Here is a 25,406-nt window from a genome sequence, read left to right as displayed (position 1 = left end):
TTAGCTATTATTCGTTGTGGCTTACAAGGCTGCCTCCAACCTTACAATTTTGTCAGGATGAACGAAATAGGTTTACGGAGCATGCATCCTTTCGTAGTATAGAGACGAAGCTTTTAACAGCCTAACGGAGGAATTAGCTATGAAAATATTGCTTGTCGAGGATGATCGCACGATTGCCCAGCTGCTTGGCGAAACCTTGGCCAAATGGGGCTTCGAGGTCGTAATCGCGGAGGATTTCGACCGTATTCTGCTGCTTTTTTCGAATGAAAATCCTCATCTCGTGCTCATGGACATCAATTTGCCTTCCTTCGACGGATTCCACTGGTGCCAAAAAATAAGAGAAGTTTCCAATGTCCCCATTCTCTTTCTATCCTCGCGCGATACGCCGCTTGATATGATCATGGCCATGAATATGGGCGGCGATGACTTTATTCAGAAGCCTTTTTTTACGGATGTGCTGCTGGCAAAAATTAATGCGCTGCTCAGGCGTACCTATTCCTATGTAGAGGTAAGCGCGAGCAGCGTCGAGCATGACGGCATCGTTCTCAGCCTCAAGAACGGCGACGTGAGATGCGGCGAGCTGAAGGCTGAGCTTACAAAAACCGAGTTTATTATTTTGCATATGCTCATGAAGCATAAGGGCTCGATCGTGACCCGTCAGAAAATGATGCGCAGTCTTTGGGAGGATGAAAGCTTTGTCGACGACAATACGTTAACCGTCAACATCACTCGCCTGCGCAAGAAGCTGGCAGAGCTGGGCAAGGACAGCTTTATAACGACCAAGAAAGGGCAAGGGTATATCGTCCAATGAGCTTCTCCCACTATTTAAAGGATAAACGTAACTTTGCCATGCTTTACGCCGCGCTTATGTTTTTTGTATCGATCATCCTATATATAAGCGGTACGGCCAACGCTTCGGCGAGCAATGTCGTATATGTTAACGCCGTATGCTTCGTCATGGCGGCGCTGTATATTGTTACCGGATACTTTTATCGGAAAATGTTTTTGCGCGAGCTGACCGCCGTCATCGACCAAGGCGGAGATACGATGGCTGCGGCACTTCCGGCACCCCAAAATGCAGAGCAAGCGCTGTATTTGCAGCTCATCGCCAAGCTGCAGCGCGAGCATTCACAGCAAATGCAGCAGCTCGTAAATGAAAAACGTGATCATCAGGATTTCATTATGTCTTGGATTCATGAGGTAAAGCTTCCAATCGCGGCTAGCCGGCTGCTTATAAGCAACAGCGGCGGCAAGGACGTAGACTTCATCGTCGATAAATTCGAGGATGAACTCGGTAGAATCGACGACTGCGTCGAGCAGGCTCTTTATTATTCGCGAATCGACTCGTTTTCGCGGGATTATTTTATAACCGAGGTACAGCTAGGCCAGTTGATGAAGGACAGCGTCAAAAAATACGCGAAGCTGTTCATTAACAAGCATATTCGCTTTGAGATGGAGCAGGCGCGATGCGACGTTCAAAGCGACAGCAAGTGGCTGGCGTTCATCATCGATCAAATTACGGCCAACAGCTTAAAATATACGAAAGATGGCGGACAGCTTTCCGTTTCTTTTGAGGAAGACGGCAAGGAGAAGCGAATGATCATTGCGGATACCGGCATCGGAATCGCTTCGGAGGATGTGGGCCGCGTGTTCGAGAAAGGGTTTACGGGCACTAACGGCAGAACCCAGTCGAAATCTACGGGAATGGGGCTGTATCTGGCCAAACAATTGGCGCTCAAGCTCGGCCATGACTTATCCATTCAATCCGATGAGGGGCGATTTACGAAATTGACGGTTCATTTTCCGAAAATAAGAAATTACAATGAATGGTACGGTAATAAATAAGAAATATTTCCGATCTGGTTCCGTGCTTTTTTATCCCCTCGCACGGACAATATTTCATTGACAAATAATTATTTTCGTGGTATAATATTACATTTTTCTATTTACATGAGGGTATTTTACTGATAGGATATGACCTGAAATCAATAGTCCACCTGCACGATCACTTCTAACAACGGCGGAGGGTTAAAATGAACATTGCAAGCGGAGTAAACATGCTGCCCATCTCAGCGGTCATGATGGGAAAAATGGAAACGATCTATCCTACATTGTTATGGGATGACGATGCGGCGATTTTAGTCGATACCGGCTATCCCGGACAGCTGCCTTTATTCAAGGAGCAATTTGAGCGGGCAGGCCTATCCTTTGACAAGCTTACCAAAATCATTATTACACACCAGGATCTCGATCATATCGGCAGCTTGTCAGCCATAATAAAGGAGCTGCCGCAGCCAGCCGAAGTACTGGCTTCATCCATAGAAGCTCCCTACATTCAGGGCGATGAGCAGCTGCTCAAGCTTACGCCTTCGGCTATTGAGCAAGCCATAAGCACCTTGCCGCAGGAGGTCCCGGAGGAATGGCGTGCCGCATTTAGAAAGACGCTCGAAAACCCGCCTAGAGGCCGCGTTGATCATTTTATTGCTGACGCTCAGGAGCTCCCGCTATGCGGAGGCATTGTCGTCATCGGAACGCCTGGGCATACGCCCGGACATCTAAGCTTATACCATAAAGCAAGTAAAACCTTAATTGCCGCGGATGCCTTAATCGTCGAAAACGATCGTTTGCTTGGACCAACGCCGAATTATTGCATGGATCCCGCCATAGCTAAACAATCGATCAACAAGCTAACCGCGTACGATATCGAGACCGTCATCTGTTACCATGGCGGGTTATACGCCGATYGCGTGAATGAGCGGATTTTGGAGCTCGCTTCCGAATAAACGGCTTATGGTAAATGCCTGCGAACAAGAAACTATTCACGCATAACCAAAAACGGTGATTGCTTGATAAAATAATCGGCGATATGCCCGCAAACTCTCGAATACAGTGCAGATAGTACAATATAAATCCACTTTCATTGACAATAATTAAGCTGCATTGCAGTTCGTACAACAGATTGTGTAGAGCTGGGTTCATTTTCTGCGCAGTTGGCTATTCTTATTGTATTTTCTGCAGTGCAGCTTCTTCATCTCTGCTTTTTTGTAGTTTTCTAGTGTACTTTGTACAGAGTACATCGTGTATTGCGGATAAAAATCCTACGTCGGCGCTGCGGTGGCCGAAGCCGATCATTCACCGCTGGCAATCCAAATAGAAGGAGCTGTCTCCATGGGCAAATGGCCCGCAGAGACAGCTCCTTCTTTACTTAACTTGATTCTCTTAAAATCCGCCTGTCAAAGCTTGCTTCAAAAACTGACCGGTGTAGGAGGCAGTGACTGCCGCTACCTGCTCCGGCGTTCCGGAGGCAACCAGATTGCCGCCTGCCGCACCGCCCTCCGGACCAATATCTATAATCCAGTCGGATTCGCGAATGAGCTCCAGGCTGTGCTCGACTACAATGACCGTGTTGCCGGCATCCACTAATTTATTCAACAGCGCAAGCAGCTGGCTTACGTCGGATGGATGCAAGCCCGTCGTCGGCTCATCCAGCAAATACAGCGTATGCGTGTTTGATTTTTTGTTCAGCTCTCTGGCGAGCTTGATTCGCTGGCCTTCTCCGCCGGATAATGTTTTCACCGACTGCCCCCACTGCAGGTAACCGAGCCCAACCTCGCATAGCAGCTCGATCATACTCGATATTTTCTCCTTGTCCCTAAACACAGGCAAGCTCTCTTGAACGGTCATGTTGAGCAAATCAGATATGGAATATCCATCGAAGGTGACCTGCAGTACCTCATCCTTGAACCGTTTCCCCTTACAGGCCGTGCAGCGGATTTCAAGGTCAGGCAGGAAATTCATGTCCACCGACAAAACGCCAAGCCCTTGGCATGTCTCGCAGCGACCGCCCGGCGTATTGAATGAGAAATGCTTCGAGGTGAGCTTTAAGCGTTTCGCTTCAGGAAGCCCGGCAAATAAATTGCGCAGCTGCGTAAATACTTCAGTATACGTAGCAATGTTTGAGCGCTGCATCCGGCCGAGCGGCGATTGGTCAACCGTAATTTGGTTGCCGATGTGCTCGAAGCCCGTCACGCTTTCACAGCCGTGAATAGACTGCTCCCCCTGTCCCCCCTTGGCAAGCAAATCGAACAGCAGCGTCGATTTGCCCGACCCAGACACGCCGGTTACCGAAATCAAGGTCCCGAGCGGGAACGAAACGTCAAACCCCTTTAAGTTGCGGGCATTCGCATGTTTAATAAACAACTGTTTGCCGCTGCCCGCTCTTCTAGTCCGAACTGGCGCAGGCAAGCTTTCTTTACGCAAATAGGCGCCCGTAACAGAATGCTCGCTTGCCATCAGCTCCTCCAAGCTGCCTTCACCCACAACTGTACCGCCCAAGTAGCCCGCTCCAGGACCAATATCAATAATATGATCCGCGGCCCGCATTACATCGATATCATGCTCGATGACAAGCACGGTGTTGCCAAGATCGCGAAGCTGCATCAGCACACGAATTAAGCCGGATGTATCGCGCGGATGAAGGCCTGTCGTCGGCTCGTCCAATATATAGAGCACACCCGTTAATCCGGAGCCGAGCAGCGAAGCAAGCCTTAATCGCTGCGCTTCGCCGCCGGAGAGCGAAACGGTCTGCCGGTCAAGCGACAAATAGCCCAGGCCGACATCGATGATCCGCTCCAAACGAACCGGCATATCTGTTAAGACAGGCGTCAGCATAGGAAGTCCCTCGGGCGGCAAAGCTTCCTGCAGCCGCGCTGTCCAGCCCAGCACATCCTCCAAGGACCAGGAGGATACTTCCGAGATAGAGGCGCCTGCTACGATAGCCGATCTGCTTTCCTTCTTCAAGCGCAAGCCATGGCAAGCCGAGCAGACCTGCTGCTTAAAGAAGTCCCCCTCTTTCTCCATCCCAGCCTGCTCGCCGTCCTTTTCCTTGTATCTTCTCCACATCCCGGTGACGACGCCTTCAAACTTGCCGCCCCCGACGGTTTTGGGCAGCTTCTTATCCGGAAAATGCTTCGCGAACGCTTCGCTTTCCACGCCGTAATAGAGTAGGTCACGTTGAACCTCGGAATACTCTTTTAGCGGCATATCCGGATCGAACGGAAATCCATAATGCTTGGCGGCAGCCATAATATTATTAATTAAGTACTCGACATAAGCATCGTTCATGAAAGTGACGCAGCCCCCGCGGAAGCTCTTTTCTTGATCGAACACCACATCCAGATCAATCGATGCCACATGTCCGAGCCCGCTGCAGCATTCACAGGCACCCTCCGGTTTATTAAATGAAAAATGGGACATGCCCAGCTTCTCAAGCACGGCATCGCAGTTCGGACAGGTGATATGCTGCCGTTCCTCTTCTTCCTCAGCCGCCGCGATATCGACCCCTTCATTAAACGTCGGCGGGATGCTCCCGCCGCATGAGGAGCAAATCCGCGTGCTCAACCTGGAGTAAACAAAACGCATATAGGTGTAGATGTCGGTTACCGTTCCGACCGTTGAGCGAGGATTGCGATTCGTGACATGCTGACCAATGCTGATCGACGGCGACAGGCCGGCTATCGAGTCCACCTTGGGCTTGCTAATCGAATCCGATACCATTCCCATCGACTCCATATATTGCCGCTGGCATTCCCTTTGCAGCGTATCCATCGCCAACGTTGATTTTCCCGACCCTGAAGGCCCCGTCAAAACCACCAGCTTATATTTGGGAATAGAAAGCGTAACGTTTTTCAAATTATTTTCGCGGGCGCCTTTAATGACTATCGTATCCTTCATCCTTGTCCTCCTTGCTATCGATTCCAATTTCTACTTCAGCATACTACATTGATGCAAGTGAGAAGGTTCAGTAAATCTATGCTTGATATTATTCGGTATTATTGATAAAACATTGTCATGGTTATTTAAGGTTTTGAGAAAGCTGCAGGAGGTGTTTTTGTGAATGTCCGGCCCGTTGATATCGCAAGGAAGCTAAAGATAAGCACATCTGCTTTGAGGCACTATGAGGATTGGGGTATTATTCCTCCCGTTGAACGCGGGAGCAACGGTTACCGGCAATATACGGAGGAGCATATCGCCTATTTCGAATGTATCCGAGCCATGAATGAAGGCTTTGGCATGACCGTTACAAAGGAAGTGATGCTGAAGACTATCGACGGCTGCATAGATGAAGCTTTATGGATTGCGAACGAGGCCCAAGCTTCGCTGCACCGAGACAAAACCATTGCCGATAAAACGATTCGCGCGCTGGAGACCGATGATATCGATCTGCTTCATACGATCGGGAAACGGAAATGGATGACAATAGGGGAGATATCCAAAGAAACAACGATACCAAGCTCTGCTATCCGTCATTGGGAGAAAATGGGTCTGCTTACGATTGTACGCGACAATGAAAATGGCTATCGGCGTTTCAGTCCTGCAAATTTGCGCCAAATTTTAATTATTCGCACGTTCAAGGCCGCTGTATGGTCGCTTGAGATCATTCAGCAGGTGCTTGAGGAGGTCGACGACAACCGCGTCGAAAATGCGATTAAAATTGCGCGGGAATCGATGCTGTTTCTCAATCGAATCAACAGAAACCAGCTGCGCGGAGCGCATTATTTGTACGAGCTGCTGCAGGTTATTGCGCAGAAGCAGGAGTCCGGAAACCAAGCTGAACGTTAATCGTCTTGATCGATATGCAAGGATACGCTCGATTGCAGCATACCGATCAAATCCTCGTTCATGTATTCGAATTCATCCGGAATGTGCAGGCATATAAGCCGCTTGCCTGCAAGCTCATAGCCGAACTTATCCTGCAGCCTTCGAATATGCTTCTTCTCCATGGCAAAAATCAGATCCGCCCAGCCAATATGCCCTGCCGTAACCTTAATCCGGGCATTTTCTTCCGTACCTGCCGATCTTACCTCATGACCGCCGACTCCTTGAAAAATCGTCTCCGCCGTCAGGCTTCGCCACTTGTTCCTGCTGCATACAAATAGTAGATGAATACCGCTCACTCCCTCGGATATGATCGAAATTGCTTAGGCGTTACACCTGTCAGCTTCTTAAAGGTTTTCGTAAAATGGCTCTGGTCGTAAAAGTTAAGCCTCGCCCAAATCTCGGACAGCGTGAGCTCCGAAGCACTTAACAGCTTCTTCGCCTCCTCTATCTTCTCCTGAATGATATAGCTGTGAATGGGCATTCCGACTTCCTGCTTAAACAGCTGGGATAAATAATTGGCATTTAAGCGCATTCTCTCTGCAAGCTTAGCTACGGTTACCTCTTCATAGATATGGCTGTAAATAACTTGCTGGCACTCCGCAACCACCCTAGAGTATTTGCCGGTTCGGCTATGCTTCACACGCTCCGCAAATGCGAGCATGGCTTCCGTCCTGCTCTTGACGACACTCTCGATATCGGTAAGCTCCTCCATATGCTGAATATACAAATCACTCATCGTAAACGCAATTTCAGAATGAAGCCCTCCCTCAATCGCTGCCCGCGTCGCCAAAGTAATACCCGCCACCGCTATGTTTTTCTGGCTTCGCAAATAGCTGCTCTTGGACAAAATCCCAAGGTTACTCGGCTCGAACCGCGCATACTCCCCCAGCTGCTCCGTTCTGCCATCCTTGATCAATTGAAAAAGCTGCTTCTCCAGCCCCACATCATGATGCAATACGGTTATTTCTCTTTGGCTCGATAGGTTCCGGTCAATATGCTGTGCAAATCCCGCATGCTCTTCCTCCGATGAAGCAGCTCCGTGCTGGAGAATATCAAAGGTGCTTAATTCTACGCCATATAGCAAAAAATATAATAATGCACTCGCATGCAGCAGCTTCAAGCTCCCTATCACCGGCAGTGAAAGGTAATATTTCCGCGCGTCCTTCTTCAGATCCGAAGGCAGCCCGTAATCGTTGATTATTCCAGTAATGGCTTCATCGGAGATGTCCGTATAGGCCGAGGGCCCGACGATGACATAGCCAACATGCTGTTCCTCCCTCTGCACCTGCGTGATGACAAAGTTCTCCAGCCCGTTCCGGCTCTGGATAAGCGGATACTCTGCAGGAGCTTCTTCGATATGCAGCTGCTCAATCGATTCGCGAAAGCTTTTATGCAAAGGACCCTCTAAAGTGATGCCGCCATGCGAGCTTGCAAGCAGCTCCTTATCCTTGTTTACATAATAGGCGGGCACTTGAAAATTATTATGCATTAGCCTGCATATCGCCGTGATTTGCTCATCGGATACGGCTTGTCTCATGCCAAGCACTCCTTTCAAACGCAATCCATGCCTACTGCTGCATGATTTAGATTAAATACTATTTATCGATGTATTTTACCATAAATCTTTGTTCTTTTCGTATAAAATGGGCTTACAACAATCAATGAAAGCGCTATTTAAGTTTTGAAGGGAGCTAGGGTAATGACTAGAGATATTAAGAAAATCGTATCGCAATTGACGCTGGAGGAAAAAGCGGGATTATGCTCTGGACTTAATTTCTGGCATACGAAGGGTGTAGACCGATTAGATATTCCGTCCGTCATGGTGACGGACGGTCCCCACGGACTTCGTAAGCAAAGCGGGAGCAGCGATCATCTCGGCCTGCTGGACAGCGTTCCGGCAACCTGCTTCCCGTCCGCTGCAGGGCTTGCCTGCTCCTGGGACGTCGAGCTCGTGCATCAGGTCGGCATTGCGCTAGGCGAGGAATGCCAAGCAGAGGATGTAGCGGTACTGCTAGGGCCGGGCGCCAATATTAAACGCTCGCCGCTTTGCGGACGCAACTTCGAATATTTCTCAGAGGACCCTTATTTATCCTCGGAAATGGCTGCTGCGCATATCAACGGCGTGCAAAGCCAAGGTGTCGGCACCTCGCTCAAGCATTTCGCCGTTAACAACCAGGAGCATCGCCGGATGACAGTGGATGCGATCGTGGACGAGCGCACCCTGCGCGAAATTTATTTGGCCAGCTTCGAAGGCGCGGTAATAAAAGCGCAGCCATGGACGGTCATGTCCTCCTACAATCAAGTAAACGGCGCGTTCGCTTCGGAAAACAGCCGCTTGCTTACGGATATTTTGAAGCAGGAATGGGGCCACCAAGGTTTTGTCGTCTCCGACTGGGGCGCCGTCAATGAACGCGCTGCAGGCCTAGCAGCCGGCCTTGAGCTGGAGATGCCGTCCAGCAACGGAGCAGGAGACCGCAAAATCGTCGAAGCGGTTCAAGCAGGCCTTATCTCTGAGGCTGCCCTGAACGATGCGGTTGAACGGATTTTGACCGTTGTATTTAAATCCGTGGACAACAAGAAGGAAAACGCAGATTATGACGCGGAAGCCCATCATCAGTTGGCGATGAAGGTCGCGGCCGAGAGCATGGTTCTGCTGAAAAATGATCAAGCCATCCTCCCGCTGGCAAAAAGCGGCTCGATTGCTGTGATCGGCGCCTTCGCTGATGCGCCAAGGTACCAAGGCGGCGGCAGCTCGCATATTAAACCGACGAAGCTCGATAACACGTACGCAGAGATCGTTCGCACGGTCGGCGAAACAGCAAATGTCTCCTACGCACAAGGCTACAAGCTGGAAAATGATGATTCGGATGAGCAGTTATTGCAGGAAGCAAAAAATACGGCAAGCCAAGCTGATACTGTCGTATTGTTCCTCGGTTTGCCTGACCGCTACGAATCGGAAGGCTATGACCGCCAGCATCTGAACATTCCTAACAACCAGCTCGCGCTTCTTGAAGCCGTAGCAGAGGTTCAGCAAAACCTTGTCATCGTGCTAAGCAACGGATCGCCTATTGTCATGCCATGGCTTGGCAAAGCCAAAGCTGTGCTTGAAGGCTATCTTGGCGGCCAAGCGGTTGGCGGCGCGATTGCTGCCATCTTATTCGGTGATGCCAACCCTTCAGGAAAGCTTGCCGAGACATTCCCGGTTAAGCTAAGCGATAACCCTTCGTTCTTAAACTTCCCCGGCGAGGGCGATAAAGTCGAATACAAGGAAGGCGTATTTGTCGGATATCGTTATTATGATACGAAGGAAGTCGAGCCTCTTTTCCCGTTCGGCTTTGGTCTAAGCTATACAAGCTTTGCTTACAGCAATCTGATCGTGGATAAAACGGAGTTTACGGATCAGGATACCGTAACCGTTACCGTCGATGTCACGAATACAGGAACGGTTGCCGGCAAGGAAATCGTGCAGCTCTATGTAAGAGACTCCGTCAGCACCGTGATCCGCCCTGCCAAGGAGCTGAAGGGCTTCAACAAGATTGAGCTTCAGCCAGGCGAGAAGAAGACCGTTTCCTTCCAGCTGAGCAAACGCGCTTTTGCCTATTATCATGTAGGCTTAAAGGATTGGCATGTCGAGACCGGCGAATTCGAGATACTCGTGGGCGCTTCCTCAAGGGATATCGCCTGCAGCCAAACCGTGCAAGTACAATCCACAGTCAGCATCCGCAAGCCTGTGACGATGAATACGACTTTTGGCGACCTGCTTCAGGATCCCGAACGGGCCGCGGTTGCAAACGGCATGCTGCAGCAATTTTCCGAGGGCAGCGGCATGATGAGCTCGCTTATGGAGGACGCTCCCGAGATGATGGAAGCCATGCTGAACTTTTTGCCGCTTCGGGCGCTTGCCATGTTCAGCCAAGGGGCAGTAACAGAAGAAGCTATTGGGCGGGTTATTGCACAAATGAACGATATGAATTAAGCAGTGGCCCTTGTACCGCAAAAAGAGCTGTCTCAGCGTGTCTTTAAAGACCCACTGGACAGCTCTTCCTTGATCGTTTCATCGTCGAGCTCCATCAATTGGTGCTGCTCATGATAAAGCTCATTCTTCCTCAACTATGCGGCCGAACGACACACGCGAGGGCAATTGGCTCGTATCCATGCTGGCATACGCATCCATCATATTCGGCACATGCAGACGTGTCAGCCTCATTCCAGAAACGATTTTATACAGCGTGGAGAGTTCTTGTTCCTTCCATTCCAGCAAATTTTCAGACGTCAGCTCGCCTTCAAATGCAAAAATTTGCTGAAGCCCCGCATGAAACTGTTCACGGTTATCTTGACTCGTTTGCTCATACTCCTCCAAAATAAAAGCAATCATAGCTGTCCTATCCATGCTTCACTCCTCCCCCAATCCCGTTGACGATCCATATAAATGGTAAATGAATCCTAATTATATCAAATCATTGGATGAAAGCACTAGCTTTGCAAGCGAGACCAGCTTTGAATAGACGGGATGACCGCATGAGAGCCTGTTCCCTCATAATGAGTTAGACGCAGCGTAATCTCATCATCCATTAAATCCAGCTCAAACAACTGCTCGATATGAAAGATGCCCTTCGGCAGCTTGTTTTCGCACATCAGCTTCGCGGCTGCTGCGGCAACCGCAGCGGTTATATCGGCTTCCTTCTCGCCCTGAAGCCCAAATTCGGCCATGGCGGCAGCGCCGGCAAGCTTTCCGTAACCGGCAACCTTCACCGCAAAGCCCTCCGAACCAAACCTCAACTTTCCTAACGAATGGATCATTAGCTTCTTAATGGGGCTGAAAGACATGAATCGCACGAAACCGGCTTTCCTTAACCAAGCGATTAAAACTGTCGCTATTCGAGAATCGAAGCATAAACGCGTCGAAATCGTTGGCATGTCGAGCGTCTTCGGCAGCGTCTGTTGATCGGAGAAAGGAAAACGATACGCGGTTCTTATTCCCCATCCATCGCCGAAGTCTGTCTTAATTCCTTCCGTGAAGCTGTCAGCCTTCCTTGTACGGCCCTCTTCCGTAATATCGAAAGTCGCGCCAAGGCTGTTTACCGTCCATTCAATTGCAGCTTTCCCATGCGCGTCTCCTAATCCGAGCATAATCCCAATGTCGGCTCTGGTGACTTCCTCCAAGGCTTGCATGGCCTTAAGCACAAGAAGATTCGTAAGGCCGGGCGCAAGACCGACACTTAACAGCGCAGTTCCGTCTACCTCCTCTTTCTGCTGCTTCACTTGCTCCATCACTTCAAAAAAACGGCCGTTTGCCGATACATCCATATAATCCGCGCCAGCCTTTAAACAAGCCTTCGCAAAATCCGCCGCGGTCTGATCCAAGCACATAATGACGAGCTTGACCCTCTCGAGCTGCTGCCTGCTTATCGGCTTCTCCACATCTATAACAAGAGGCTTAACCCCGCCTCCCATTCTGCTGCAGAAGGCCTCCGCCCGTTCGAGACTTCTACCTGCTGCATAGACGTTGCTTAAATATGAAGCAGAAAGCAGCTTGCATATCTGCCCTCCGACATGACCGTATCCGCCAACTACTATAATGTCTGTTTTCATAACGGAGCCCTACTTTTCTTGATCTCGAATAAGCTCTCATTGCCGTCCATCGACAGATTTGATTCCTTCATTGCTGCTCTCTCCTATCCGCGTTCTTCTGTTCATCCTCGTCTCAGTTCTGTAAAATAAAAAGGAATTACTTTTCATTATTCATGAGGACCAAAATGAACGCTATCCCACAAATGTGGGGATTTTGAGTAGGAGGCCATCTATGGCTGATCGTTTGGAAGCTTTGAAACGTAAATTAGGCACGCTGGAATCCTCAACGCTTTCTGTGCAGCAATGCCGTGAAGCCGCTTTGACCATGATTTCGGATACTGTTCCTTTTGCTGCTGCATGCTGCACCTCCGTGGATCCAGTAACGCTGCTGTCGACCGGTTCTTCTACCGATGATGTCATTGAGGCCATTCATCACCAGTTATTTGCCTATGAATACGGCCACGGGAATGAGGACTATAACAGCTATGAGCACTTGATCCATGCACCTCTTCCGGCTGCCAGCTTAAGCGCTTCGACAGAGGGAATGCTCAGCCGCAGCGGGCGATTCCGGGAGGTGCTTGCGCCTGCCGGCATTGGCGACGAGCTTCGCGCCGTATTGCTTAGCGAAGGAGCCTGCTGGGGGTATTTAACGTTATTTCGCCGAACCGGCGAGCCGGCTTTCAATGAGGAGGAGCGTCTGATCCTAGCCGCGATTGCTCCTGATCTGGCGAAAACGATAAAAAAAATTGCGCTAAAGCCGTCTTCGTCAAACATTACCGCCAAAGCAAAGGAATCAGGCATTCTTATCCTGACTGACTCGCTTGAGCTGAGCAGCTCCAATGCTTCCGGCGCCCACTGGCTGGCCGAGCTCAGAAAGCTGGAGCGAATCGACACGGAGACGCTGCCTAGACCACTGCGGGCGGTTTGCTCGCGCGCGCTCGGTCAAGGCCGCGAAAATGCTGCTTCAACCCAGATGAACGCAGCGAAGGTGTGCCTTCTGATGCCGGACGGGTTATACCTGGCAATTGAGGCATCCAAGCTGGAAAACTCGTTTGGCCTTGTCCAGCTTGCGGTAACGATGGTGCCTGCCAAACCGGCCGACATCCTCCCGCTTATTACGCATGCATACGCACTGACGGCGCGGGAATATGAAGTGACCGAACGAATCATTAAAGGCTTCTCCACCAAGGAAATGGCGCAATCCCTGCATATTTCCGCCTACACCATCCAAGACCACCTCAAATCCATTTTTGTCAAAATGGGCGTAAACAGCCGGCGCGAGCTGCTATGGGAATTGGTCTCCAAACATAGCTGATGCGGGGAGTCCCGCTCACTGCATTCGTTCAATTTTCTTGTTCTACTCCCTGCTGAAAAAAGCACAAAAAAGAGGCTGCGAAATTCGCCAGCCTCTTTCTTCGTATATCGTTTAGCCCTGCTCGACGGCACTAGGCTCCATAAACACAAGCTCCCACAGATGATCATCCGGATCTTGAAAGCTCCAGCTGTACATAAACCCATGGTCAACCGGATCTCGGTAAGGCTTTGCATCTGCCGCAAGGGCTTTGTTTACGATATCGTTCACTTGTTCTCTGCTTTCAGCTGATAAAGCTACGATAACCTCTGCCGAATTCGAGGCATCCGCAATCTCTTTGTCGATGAATGTTTTGAAATAGTCTTCGACCAGCAGCATCGCAAAAATATTTTCTCCGATTATCATGCAAGTGGCGTTCTCATCGGTAAACTGCGGGTTAAATTCAAATCCAAGCTTCGTAAAAAACGTAACGGACTTATTCAGATCTTTAACCGGAAGATTCACAAAAATGTTACTGGATTTAAATGCCAAGACCAATCACCTCTTCATTAGAATGTTCTGCATTTGATAGGATACATATCGATTCGATATGATTATATCCTTATTCTAGCATTTTTTACAGCCTATGATTTCTTTTGGATTGCTATTTTTTGAGATTGCGGCACACGCAAAAATAAACGGTTCTCTGCCGATAAGCATTACGGTTATTTCTCAAAAAATGCTGGCCGCTTGCTTTCATAATACCGCTCCATCTTATCGATGTCCGTTGAAATTTCCAACAGCCATGACTCATCGCCCGTCATGCTCGCCATATACCCAAAATTATATTGCTCGGCCAGCCGCTGTGCATATTTGGCGTTTAGCTTCAAGCAGGAATTCAGCTCTGAGTTTTCTTGTTCCGTCAGGCCCCGGCTCTGCTGCAGCAGCCAAAGCTCGGCCATTCGCCAATGAATATTCATCATATCGATCATTCCTATCCGTCAAGATGTACTCTCCCTTCCATTCTTTCCCCTTTTTCTTGAAAATAGTCCCCTGCTTCCTAATCTCGTACTCTATTATTTCTCAAAATGAAAAAACACCCCTAGGAAAACAGAGAAATAACCGGCTTGCCGTTATTTCTCTGTTATACCTAAAGGGTGTCTTTCATCCTGGTATTAAAGCCCGTTCATTCGCTTACAGCATTTGGAACAAGCTGTAAATGATTTTCGCCGCCTCCGCTCTTGTTGCTGTCTCTTTCGGAGCAAAGCGGTCATTGCCTTTCCCGTTAATGATAGCTGCTTGCTGCATCGCTGCAACACTCTCAGCTGCGTAAGCGCTAATTTGGGCTTGATCCACAAATGGTTGAACTGTGCCATCCCCGGCAAGAGCAGATCCCGCTGCCTTCGCAGCACGGTACGCCATAACCGCCATTTCTTCCCTGCTGATAGCTTCGTTAATGCCGAAGCTGCCATCCTGCTTGCCTTGTACAATGCCAAGCTTTTGCGCCGCAGCTACCGCCTCATAGTACCAGGCCCCTTGCTGCAAATCGGTAAATGAGCTAGTCGCATCTGCAGCTGATAATGATAAGGCTCTCATCAGCATCGTAATGAATTGCGCTCTTGTAACCTTATCGCTTGGCGCAAATCGATCATCGCCTACTCCGTTAATCATTTCACGGGCCGCCAATGCTTCAATGCTCGTTCTAGCCCACGCCGCTTTCGCAAGATCGCTAAAGATGACCTTCTTATGCAAAGCTGCATACTTACTGAAGTGGGACACCGTAAAGGCAACCTTGCCTGTTTCCGCGATGTATTTTGCATTTTTCACGATTTCAGGCTTGCCGCTCTCGTTGATATAGTACACAACGACGAGGTTAGGATCTTCATTAGGCTGGAGATCGTAATCCAGCATAACTTTAATCGGCTCACCGCTGAATGCAGTAACGTTTACGCCGTTAATGGCTGCCTTGAAATCAAACAAAGGTTTATTTCCGAGTAACGCTTTTGTCTCAGCAGGCAATGAAGCGGTATCCGATTTCGATACTGACCAGACGATTTTTGCCATCGGGTCTTCATGGCTTGTGAAAGATCTCGGATTAAAGGTAAACGATGCAAGGCCCAAATCAACGGTTAGGCTCTTGACTCCTTTAGCTGCCGCTGCCTCCAGCTGACCGTCCGTAAAGGCCAAGGATACTTCCTTCGCTGCTTCAAAGCCGCGAACCTCTACATGAATCCCTTCACCTGCTGCCTGTGCGAGCAGCTTATTAAAGTCCGTGCTTGAAACCGCGACCGCAAGCAATCCTTCACCATTTGGCTTACCTGCAGGAAGCTTCAGCGTATTGCCGTCAATTTCCGCTTGAGCATCCGCCGGCGGTGTCACGACAGGAGGCACATTCGGTTCGCCGCCCGTTGTTTGTCCCGTAACCGTAATCGAAATCGTCCCATAAACAGCCGGCGTGCTGATTGATACGGCTTTTACGATGACCGTTCCGTCCGCTGCTGCCGAGAGCAAACCGGTTGACGAGATTGTCGCATAGGCTTCTCCGCTTACGATGGCCCATGCTACGCTTTTATCCGTCGCATCCTCCGGCAATACGGAAGCATGCAGCTGCAGCTTACCATCATTTTCAGTAATCGTTGTTGCCCCGTCCTCCCCTGTGACTTCAACGGACAGCACCGGCACCTCTACAGGTGGTTTTTGGTTAGAAGGCATAAGCTGAGGCGTGATCGTCGGACCCCATACCTCCATCACATCCAGGCCATCTGCCGTCTTAACAAATTGTACGCGGTCAATCGCGAGCTTTCTTGGTTCGGTTTGGTCAACATTGTAATGCGTGTGATACACCATAAACAGCTCTGTGCCGTCTGGCGAGTAGACCAAGGAATGATGACCTGCGCCAGGCACGATGACATTCGATTTCATGATCGGATTATACTCATATTTTGTCCAAGGTCCCGTTGGAGTCGGTGCAGTCGCGTACCCTACGCCGTAATCCGGGCTTTGGAAGTGATTGCCGGAATACGTCATATAATAGGTTCCATTATGCTTGATGACGAACGGTCCCTCATTAATTTGCGCGACTGGCGGCTTCTGACTCAGCTCCCACTCTTGGGTCGGGCTAAACACCTTCTGCAGCGTCTCGTCTTTCATCGTTTTCATATCGTCGTTCAACTCAGCTACCCAGATTTCATTGTTGTTGTTGAAGCGGACAAAATAAATATACGTTTTTCCATCTTCATCCGTATAGATATGCGCGTCGATCTCTTTCGTCGCATGCATAGGCTCTTGCACGTCTTGGACAAATGGTCCAAGCGGCGAGTCGCTTGTTGCAACCGCCAGATGCTCTTCTACTACATAGTACATGTAGAATTTGCTTTCGCGTTCAATGACCTCCGGTGCCCAAAAATTGGTGCTGCCCCATGAATCTTCGTTCGAAAGCGCCAATTGGTCATGCTCTGACCAATGGACCAGATCCTCAGACGTGTACACCTTGAATCCATCCCTCATTCCGCCTGCCGTCGTGTTTGTGCCGTAGAGATAATACATTCCCTCATGTGACAGCACGAACGGATCCGCGATGTTTCCAAGCAATGAATTCGTATAGGTCGGTTCGGTTAGATTTTCCGAGTACGAGCTGACCTTCACATTATCAAACTCGGCATTCGCATTCCATGTTCTGAAGCCGATAAAGCCCGTTGCGACATGCGTGCTGTCCAGCAAATCAAATTTAGGATAACCGTTTACGTTTAGCGGGTTATCGTTAATAAAGACTTGAATGTGGTTTTGATCGGCAATGACCTTTATTTTGTAAGAGACATTCGTAAAGATCGGAAGCCTCTTCGAAGCGATTTCCTTCCATTTGCCGCCGCTCATTTCCCCAAGCACGGCTGTATGCGTAGCCGCATTAATGCCTAGATAGTACCCTTCCAAAGCATCAGGTCCGACACCAAGCCCGGATGCCCTGAAAATAAGGCCCGCTTCGTTTCCGCTTACGATTTTCACGTCTGCCTCAAGCTTGAAATCGGTAAATTTACGTTCTTGCAGTACCGATTTGTACCCGGTTCCCGCGTTTACCGAATAAACGCCGTTTGCGGACTTCCATTCTCCTCCGTAAGTGCCCCAGCTGCCTTCGTTGTAGCTGGTAAAGTCCTCCTCGAACAATACGCTTGGAGGCGGCGTCTGCTCCCGTACATTTACGACGGCCTGCCCGCTAAAATCTCCGGAAAGAGATACTGCCTTAATAACGGCTCTTCCAGAAGTCTTCGCTTCTACCAAACCTTCCGCATTCACGGCAGCGATATCCGGATTCGAGGATGTCCAGATCACTTCGGTGCCGCTTGCGCCTAAATTCGTTAGCTGACTCGTTTCTCCTGCTTCAAGTGTTAGCGTCTTAGGCGCCAGGTCCACGCCGCCCTGAATCGCTCTTACCGCGAAATACTCGAACTTCGCATTGATCCGATCATTCCCGGCAACGATGTTGTTCGCGAAAAATCCGATTTTAATATTCGTAAGATTCGCTGTTACGGCAGCAGCCGCTTGTATCCATTCGTATCCGTCCCAATAATAGGTCGTATAGCGGTCTCCGATCTTCCGGATTTTAAGCGTCATGGTATCTCCGCCCGGATGTTTAACTTGATTAGCCGGTTGTTGATACACGCGGTTTATTTCATAGGCGGTTTCTACAGCGCTGCCATTTACCCAAACATGGGCAAGCTTGATGAAATTATCCGCATTTTGCCAAATGAACAATCCTGCCTGCTGGTGGTTTTTGGCAATGGGCGCCGTTACTTTCGTAACGATCTCAAAATCGCCGTCTCCCGGGACATTTCTAAGGAACACGTTATTTTGCGAATTATTGTCTTGATATACATCTGTAGCCGTCGTATGGATCGTCATCGAGCCAGGGTTTTGAGTTAAGCTCCAATTGCCTGCGCTCTCTTGGAAAATCGACCATACCCCGCTGTCCAGCGTCGTGTTGTCGAACTGATCTACCGTATACCCGGCTAGATTAGGCTCGCCTGCTTCCCCGCGGACGATCACGGTGCTCTCTGCAATAATCGCATCATTATCCGCGCTTACTACTTTGATTTGGGCTGTACCCTTCTGCAACCCATTGACCGTAATCATGATGCTTCCCGATGCGGTATCCTTGCTCGTTACCGCTGCGCCAGCCACCTCAGGATTGGAAGAAGTGACAATCACATTTTTATTCGTCCCCATGATTGGGCGGACCGAAGCGACGATAGCCGCGGAATCCCCTGCAGTCACGGTCAAGCTTGGTTGATCTACCCGGAGCGAGGTTACCGGCTCTGAGCCTACCTCTTCCAGAATTCGTGTTAATATGATCGAATCCAGCTGAGCAAAATTCGTTTTCTTTGCCAAGCGAATCGTATTTATTCCCGATTGCAGCGTTACATCCATAGATGACGGGTTAATTTGGTTCCAACCGAAGTTTTTGTACGCGATCTCTTGTTCAGCACCGCCATTAACCTTTACGGCATGCTTCGCGATCGCTCCTCCGGCACTGCCGTTATCAGCCATAACAACCAAGTTGTAATCGCCGGCATGCTGCACGTTAACGTTAAATTCTACATAATCGCTGCCCGGCGCGTCCAAATGGCCGACTACCTTACCGCCCGATGCATTTCCTGAATCGCCTGCTTTGGCTGTGCCACCAAGCACGGCATCCTCGGCTTCTAATTTATATCGCGGAGCGGCAGGCGTGCCTGAAGGCTGCTCAATCTGCTCGCCGTAAGCAACCGGTGTTCCAAAATTCGGCGTGCCGTCTGGATTCCATGTAAACTTCTGCGCTCTCACGCTTCGGTTTGCCCAGCTTCCGCCGCTGTTTAGGGTTGCATGGTAAACAATCCAGTCTTCTGTGCCATCCGGCGAGGTTGTGAACGTGTTATGTCCTGGACCGTAAGCCTTTTGCACTTTGCTGAATACGGGCCCGCTCTTCGTCCATGAAGACGCGTTCAGCACATCGCCATCCGTATTCGTCAGCATGCCAAGCGTATAATCATCCGTCCAGCTGCCGCTTGCCGAATAAACGATAAAGATTTTCCCGTTTTTCTTCAGCACCTCGGGACCTTCATTGATGAATGGCGAACCATTCAGCTCCCAAGCCTGATCCGGAGTCGATATCAGCACGCGGGGACCGCTAATCGTCCAAGGATTGCTCATCGGAGCGATATAAAGATTTTGGCGCACATTGACATCGCCTTCCCAGCCTGACCAAACAAAATACATCGTTTGATCGTCCTTAACCAAGACGGAGCCGTCAATCGCCCATTTATCCGTCGCATCCGCTATTTTTCCTTTGAATGCGTATTCACCCTGCGGGTCCTGTGACATGCCTTCCAGCACGTACATGCGATGGTTGTTGTTATTGCCGTCGTCCGCTGCGAAATAGATATACCACTTTCCATTCAAATATTGCAGCTCCGGCGCCCAAAGCTCCTTTGAATACATCGTGCCGCTTGGCGGCGTATATACTGTCACGCGCGGAGCCGTACCGATATCCTGGAGCCTTTTTGATTTTGCCACCTGCAGAGAAGAATCCTTCTCCGATTTCACATAGTAATAGTAACCATCCTTAAAGACGATACTCGGATCAGCCGAACCCGCACCTCCGGCTACCGGCACGATCGGATTTTGGAAAAGCGTGCTGGCCGCAACCGAGATCTCAGCCGTTGCGGTTTTGCCGCCGTCAACCGTCGTTACGGTTATCGTTGCCGTACCAGGGCTCACGCCCTTAACCACGCCGCTTGCGCTAACAACTGCGACTCCGGGCTTATCGGAGCTCCAAAGCACTTCCTGCTTCGATGCATCTACTGGCGTAAGCACCGGAATCAGCTGTTTCGTTTGATCCACCTTCAAGCTTACGGATTCCGGTGTAATCGCGACCGATTCTACGCTTTTTCCGGAATAGATCGGAAGCATAGCTTGCTTAGGCATCCCCGCTGCGGACCATTTCAGATGCAAGCTGGCATCACCCGTTGCGTGCACATATTCAATTTTAACCGGAAGCTTTTGGCCTGCTATCAAGTTCAGCTTGGCACTAACCTCTTCCCTTGCGAGGCTGGTTTTATCAATAACCTGTTCGCCGTTTACCCAGACTTTTGCGATATTATCACTGTCTGCATAAAGGGTGTATTCCCCTGTCTGCTCCGGCATGATCGTTCCTGTCCAGCGGATTGAGAAATGATCCTCGCCAATGCCTGCCGTCGGATCCGGAGAGCCTGTGCCTTTCTCGTTGCCAAGATCAAAATCTATTCTTGTCGTAATCGATTTTTTGGCCAATTGCGAGAAATTGTCGTCCTTATAATATTGAACGTTGAACACTGGTAAGGATTCGAAGCCATCGCCCAGCAGCGCTTTAACATCATTCACATCCCAAGGATGGCCATCCGGATACACAATGCCGTGGAACGGTACCTCTGGCTCCGAGGTTAGCGGCGTTACATCCGAGCCCCATGGGAATCTCGTATTGGAGCGGCCGATGCCCAGCTCCCAAATCACATACCCCATACCTCTGCCGCCGTAGTTCTCAACTACGCCCGGAAGGGTTTGAGTCAATCTGTTCATCAGCTCATCGGCAAGCACTTCCTTGCTTACGCCAAATGGCGTCGGATAATCCGATTCATACGGATGCCAAGTGATGAAATCAGAGAACGGACCGCCGGAGAATTGTCCTCCCGTCGATGAGATTGGCAGGGTTGAGCCCGTTTCTTTAATCCAAATCCGCGCATCGTTCATAATTTGTTTCGTCACCACATCCATCAAGCCGCTTTCACCGTTGCTCGGCTCGTTATAGACGTTCCAGAACGCGATTCTCGGATCATCCTTATGCGCATTGACAATGCCCTGAACGTATTCCTTCAGTTTTTGTTTATTAGCGCCATAATTCGATTTGACCGCATCTCCCGGTCCCTCTACCCAGCGGCTGTTATGGGCCCCATACCTTGGTGCCTGCTGCGGTCCGAATACAGGGTAATCATTCCAGCAATCATCAAAGAAAACCAGCTCCACTTTGATGTCATACTTATCCGCCAGCTGAAGGAAATCCTCCAAATTAGCGAGCAGCGCTTCCTTGTCATTTTCCCAAAGGAGGTTATGGACGAACACCCGCACAAAATTAATGCCGTAGTCATGGGCGTAGGAAAGCTCCCTGTCATTAATGTCATGGTCATACTCATTCCATTGCTGGATTTGATTGACTACATTCGTCGGAACGAATACGGCTCCCTTCACCCAAGACCAATCATAGGTTGGCTGCGTGACAGGCCCTGTGTCAGTTACCAAAAGATTGTCGTACGAAGTGTTCAGGAAATGCGACCTTATGCCGACAGCTCCTTCCGTAAACATCCGATCGACGACACTGACGACTATTTCATCGTTGATGTACACTTCGATATTGCGTCCTTCGGCAACTACCTTCATCCGGTAGACCGTATTCAGCTTGACGGTAAAAGGAATGGAAGCCAGTTCCGTCCAATTGTTATTCAGCCTGCCGACCTGAACCCGGTTATTCATGCCAATGCCGGCATAATAGCCTTTTAAATTGTCGGCTCCGACGGATGGATTGCTCACCCGGAAGATTAAGCCCGCATTATCAGGGCCGGCACCACCGTTAATTTGAATGTCCGCCTCATATACGAAGTTGCTATAGTTAGTGCCATTCGCTACTGCCTTGAAGCCAGCCCCTTTGTTTACGCTGTACTTTCCAGCGGAAACATTCCAAGTCCCCCCATAGACGGACCATCCGTCCGCGTTGCCGTCTTCGAAGTTTTCTGAAAAGCCCGGGCTGGTTTTGGTATACACTCCGCTGCGGACAGCGGAATCAAACAAGCCGCCTTTACCAGCGATTGCTTTCACAGTCGTCGTTTCCGTTACCGTAATCGGCCCGTTATAAACGGCAGAAGCATGAGTTGGCTCGCTTCCGTCCGTCGTATAATAGATGACAGCTCCTTCTGTTGGACTTGCTATAACAACCTGCTGCGACTCGGCAAAATTTGCACTTTGCGGTTCAAACACCGGCGGAGCAGCTTGCTCTGCAATCGATGTTAAGCCTGTCAGCTTCAGGTTGTCATAAGAAACCTTGCTGCCGTCGTTCCATGCCCTAATTCCTACCGTCCCCGCAGTATAATCCGCATCTGTGAATTGCGTCGTCAGCTTGCCATTCACATAAACGTAATAAGTCGTACCGATTCCGATTATTTTCAGATGGTTATCTTGATTCGGATATACTTCCGCAGCCGCTTTGGCTACCTCCATCCACGAACCGTTTCCATTGTTCGCATCCGCATTCATTTTCCCAATTTGCACAAATCCCTTTAAATTAAAACCAACATAATAGCCGTTCATACGATCCGCACCGTTACCAGGAGCGGTTACCCGGAACACAAGGCCGTTGTCCTGCCCGCTGCTGCCGGCATTAATATCGCCTTCCCATACAAAGTTTTCAGGCGCAGCCTGAATCATAGCTTTGTCGCCCCGCGGATTTTGAACGTTATACCGGCCGTCTACAACGGACCAAGCCCCGTTTTGAACACCTGTATACGTGGTCCAGCCTTCCGCATTGCCAACCTCGAACGATTCTTCAAGCAGGATCGTGCTTGCTGCGATCACATAGAGAGCGCTTACAGTATCGGACGCCATATGTCCGACTTTCTCCGCATATGCCTTAATGCCTACCGCTGACGTTACGACGAAAGGCGAGGTATACACAGGGGAAGCTGCATTCGGCTCACTACCGTCAAGCGTATATCTAATTACAGCATCCGGCGTGGCCGATGTCATTGCGACGGTTTGCTGTGTCTCATAGCTTCCGCTTGCCAGGCTGAATTGCGGCGAAGCAGCCGCCTCTACGGAATATTCCCTTACTTTGATGTTATCGATTGTACTTGTTCCCCACCAGGTACGAAGGCCGATTGCGCCTCCCGTCACGATTTGTTTGCCGTCATCGTCGATAACATCGATCTTTGGAGTAACCATATCATTCACGTAAACTTGAATGTGATTGCCGACAGCTACAACCTTAATCTTGCCGCTGGTCCAAGGGATCCCTACACGGCCCAGCTCCTTCCACTCGTTATTCCCGGTCACACGGCCGAGTACCGCTTTTTTGTCGACCGTTATCGCCGCAAAATAGCCATTATAGCCGTCAAGCGTGTTATCGGAAAGTTGGGTTGTCCGGAATAGAACGCCCGTCATGTCTGAATTGAAGCCGGTTACCCGCAGGTCCGCCTCATAGACCAGATCGGTAAAATAAGTGCTGCCTGCAACCGTTTTGGCTCCAGGAGCGCCGTTAATACTGTATTCCTTCGCTTGGTTTACCGCCCATACCCCGCGATTGCCCGCATTATCCGAGCCGTATTTATCCCAATCATCAGCATTGCCGTCGTTAAAGTCATCCGTGAATACGGCCAGCGGCTGCCCTTCAGCGGCAGACACCGCCGGCATGGACGGCACAAAGGTAACTAACAAGCAAACGCATAATAAACAAGACATGATAGCATGAAATGAATTACCTTTCTTCCTGATCAGAAATTTCTGCACTTGTTCTATTCCCTCCCTATGGATAAGACACTAAACCAAGTTCGTTTAGAAATCATTATTCATCCATTATAGGTAAAACAGGAAGACAAGTATTTGCAATAAAATGCTATTTTATTTAAAATTCAGCACTGCTTCGATGTTTCAGCGGCTTCAAACTTGTTTTATTACTTAGTAATGAATATCTAGAGGAGTGAGGGCCATGACACAGAGAAAATTGTACTATGTATCTATATCCGGAAAGCGGATCGAGCCTGAGCCGTCTATTAATGACCAACTGACAGTGGTAGGAACGCCTGACGAGATGAATGAGCTCCAGCAGCAGCTGGACCAGATTCAGCGGGATGATGAGATCACGCAGTTCCGGGCTCCAATCCCCTACAAATCCTCGGATCATGACAAAGCGACGGATAAATTTAATGAGGACTTGATTAAGGTCTATCACGCCATATATGAGCTCGGCACGGATGAAACCAGATCCCATATCCGTCAGATGAACATTTTGGCCAAGCTGGAGGATACCGATTACAATTATCCCGGCTATGAGCGCTAAACTCATAACATAAAAAAAAGATGCGCCAACAAAGGTCATTCAGACCTTTTAGCGCACCTTTTTTTGCCGTTATCATTGCGTATTACTTACTAGCTCTCCATACGGCTTATTCAAACAAACTTACCGCTTTTCCCTTCACTTCCTCAAGCATTTGCTTGCGGGCGTCATCGTCAATTTGCGGCACGCTGCCGAAGAAAATATGCCCCACCGGTTCGATGCCGCAAAATTCATAAATACCGGTGTCCGATGTTATTATGAGCCCATCGTACATGCCTGTCTTGCTATAGATATCCGAAGGCGTTCCATGCGTATTAATAATAAGTCCTTTTTTACCGGTTAGAAGCTTGTTTATAGTCCCGTTCTCCCCGTAAACGTAAGCGAAACCGTAGGAAAACACACGGTCAATATATCCTTTAATAAGTGCCGGCAGACCGGTCCACCAAATGGGGTACACCATGGTAAAGGCATCTGCCCATTTCACATGCTCCTGCTCCGTTTTGATATCCGCTGGGATATTGCCTGCGCGCAAAGCCTCGAAATCATTCGCTTTGAGCACGGGATCAAATCTCATCGCATACAAATCCCTCACAATGACTTCATGCCCCTGTTCCTTGAGCGATCCGATAAACGCATCGACGATCGCATTGTTAAAGCTGTCCGGATTCGGATGACAATAAATGATTAAATGCTTCATGATTAGCGACACCTCCGCAGATATGAGAATCGGTCGGCCTTAGTGTTGCCTAATCTCAATGCATTATGTAGGGCCGACCT

Annotated in this window: 16 protein-coding genes; 7 read left to right on the top strand and 9 right to left on the bottom strand. The window is 49.6% G+C overall.

Translation table 11 applies throughout. The annotated features are described in order from the left end of the window. Positions 1-139: 139 nt before the first annotated feature. The 3 genes from AC1DLI_RS05855 (at position 140) to AC1DLI_RS05845 (ending at position 2,783) form a co-directional block, all read left to right on the top strand. Positions 140-811, top strand: coding sequence for a response regulator transcription factor (locus AC1DLI_RS05855; protein ID WP_477600510.1), 672 nt, complete (start codon positions 140-142; stop codon positions 809-811). Then, positions 808-1,845, top strand: a complete 1,038-nt coding sequence (locus AC1DLI_RS05850) for a sensor histidine kinase (RefSeq protein WP_477600508.1) — start codon at positions 808-810, stop codon at positions 1,843-1,845. Before AC1DLI_RS05855 ends, AC1DLI_RS05850 begins: the two co-directional genes overlap by 4 nt. A gap of 188 nt (positions 1,846-2,033) precedes the next feature. Next, on the top strand, positions 2,034-2,783 hold the full coding sequence (locus AC1DLI_RS05845; RefSeq protein WP_477600506.1) for an MBL fold metallo-hydrolase: 750 nt from the start codon (positions 2,034-2,036) through the stop codon (positions 2,781-2,783). Positions 2,784-3,219: 436 nt separating this feature from the next. Here AC1DLI_RS05845 and uvrA read toward each other — a convergent pair whose 3' ends face one another. Then, a complete protein-coding gene (gene uvrA / locus AC1DLI_RS05840) occupies positions 3,220-5,733 on the bottom strand; it encodes an excinuclease ABC subunit UvrA (protein WP_477600504.1) in 2,514 nt (837 codons plus the stop codon). A gap of 159 nt (positions 5,734-5,892) precedes the next feature. Between uvrA and AC1DLI_RS05835 the strand changes: the two genes are divergently transcribed. Beyond that, entirely contained in the window at positions 5,893-6,621 is a 729-nt protein-coding gene (locus AC1DLI_RS05835; protein ID WP_477600502.1) for a MerR family transcriptional regulator, read from the top strand. Here AC1DLI_RS05835 and AC1DLI_RS05830 read toward each other — a convergent pair. Both AC1DLI_RS05830 and AC1DLI_RS05825 read right to left on the bottom strand, forming a co-directional pair. Then, a complete protein-coding gene (locus tag AC1DLI_RS05830) occupies positions 6,618-6,947 on the bottom strand; it encodes a low molecular weight protein tyrosine phosphatase family protein (protein WP_308994476.1) in 330 nt (109 codons plus the stop codon). The two genes, AC1DLI_RS05835 and AC1DLI_RS05830, sit on opposite strands and share 4 nt — an antisense overlap. A 5-nt stretch (positions 6,948-6,952) precedes the next feature. Continuing rightward, positions 6,953-8,197, bottom strand: a complete 1,245-nt coding sequence (locus tag AC1DLI_RS05825; protein WP_477600500.1) for a helix-turn-helix domain-containing protein — start codon at positions 8,195-8,197, stop codon at positions 6,953-6,955. 162 nt (positions 8,198-8,359) lie between these two features. Here AC1DLI_RS05825 and AC1DLI_RS05820 point away from each other — a divergent pair, with 162 nt between their 5' ends. Further along, the gene (locus AC1DLI_RS05820; protein ID WP_477600498.1) at positions 8,360-10,636 is read left to right on the top strand and encodes a beta-glucosidase; all 2,277 of its coding nucleotides are present in this window, start codon (positions 8,360-8,362) and stop codon (positions 10,634-10,636) included. A gap of 120 nt (positions 10,637-10,756) precedes the next feature. Here AC1DLI_RS05820 and AC1DLI_RS05815 read toward each other — a convergent pair whose 3' ends face one another. Further along, on the bottom strand, positions 10,757-11,050 hold the full coding sequence (locus tag AC1DLI_RS05815; protein WP_477600496.1) for a hypothetical protein: 294 nt from the start codon (positions 11,048-11,050) through the stop codon (positions 10,757-10,759). A gap of 83 nt (positions 11,051-11,133) precedes the next feature. Next, positions 11,134-12,252: a saccharopine dehydrogenase family protein gene (locus AC1DLI_RS05810; protein ID WP_477600494.1), complete on the bottom strand. Its 1,119-nt coding sequence runs from the start codon at positions 12,250-12,252 to the stop codon at positions 11,134-11,136. A 211-nt stretch (positions 12,253-12,463) separates the two neighbouring features. On the opposite strand from AC1DLI_RS05810, the gene AC1DLI_RS05805 reads away from it, so the two are divergent. Further along, positions 12,464-13,546 (top strand): helix-turn-helix transcriptional regulator, encoded by a 1,083-nt coding sequence (locus AC1DLI_RS05805; RefSeq protein ID WP_477600492.1) that lies wholly within the window; start codon positions 12,464-12,466, stop codon positions 13,544-13,546. A gap of 111 nt (positions 13,547-13,657) precedes the next feature. Here AC1DLI_RS05805 and AC1DLI_RS05800 read toward each other — a convergent pair whose 3' ends face one another. The 3 genes from AC1DLI_RS05800 to AC1DLI_RS05790 form a co-directional block, all read right to left on the bottom strand. Then, positions 13,658-14,074 carry a VOC family protein gene (locus tag AC1DLI_RS05800; RefSeq protein WP_477600490.1) on the bottom strand — a complete coding sequence of 139 codons (417 nt, stop codon included), beginning with the start codon at positions 14,072-14,074 and terminating at the stop codon, positions 13,658-13,660. A gap of 173 nt (positions 14,075-14,247) precedes the next feature. Further along, positions 14,248-14,505 (bottom strand): DUF7667 family protein, encoded by a 258-nt coding sequence (locus AC1DLI_RS05795; protein ID WP_308994419.1) that lies wholly within the window; start codon positions 14,503-14,505, stop codon positions 14,248-14,250. A 211-nt stretch (positions 14,506-14,716) separates the two neighbouring features. Further along, positions 14,717-24,082: a family 43 glycosylhydrolase gene (locus AC1DLI_RS05790; protein WP_477600488.1), complete on the bottom strand. Its 9,366-nt coding sequence runs from the start codon at positions 24,080-24,082 to the stop codon at positions 14,717-14,719. Between the two features lie 199 nt (positions 24,083-24,281). On the opposite strand from AC1DLI_RS05790, the gene AC1DLI_RS05785 reads away from it, so the two are divergent. Next, positions 24,282-24,632 (top strand): hypothetical protein, encoded by a 351-nt coding sequence (locus AC1DLI_RS05785; protein WP_477600486.1) that lies wholly within the window; start codon positions 24,282-24,284, stop codon positions 24,630-24,632. Between the two features lie 106 nt (positions 24,633-24,738). Here the strand turns inward: AC1DLI_RS05785 and AC1DLI_RS05780 are convergent, their stop codons facing one another. Then, a complete protein-coding gene (locus AC1DLI_RS05780; protein ID WP_477600484.1) occupies positions 24,739-25,326 on the bottom strand; it encodes an NAD(P)H-dependent oxidoreductase in 588 nt (195 codons plus the stop codon). Positions 25,327-25,406: the final 80 nt, after the last annotated feature.

This window comes from Paenibacillus sp. 01T443, from assembly GCF_056398325.1.
Note: the sequence above shows the minus strand (reverse complement) of the source record. Positions and strands in the feature narration are given on the sequence as shown.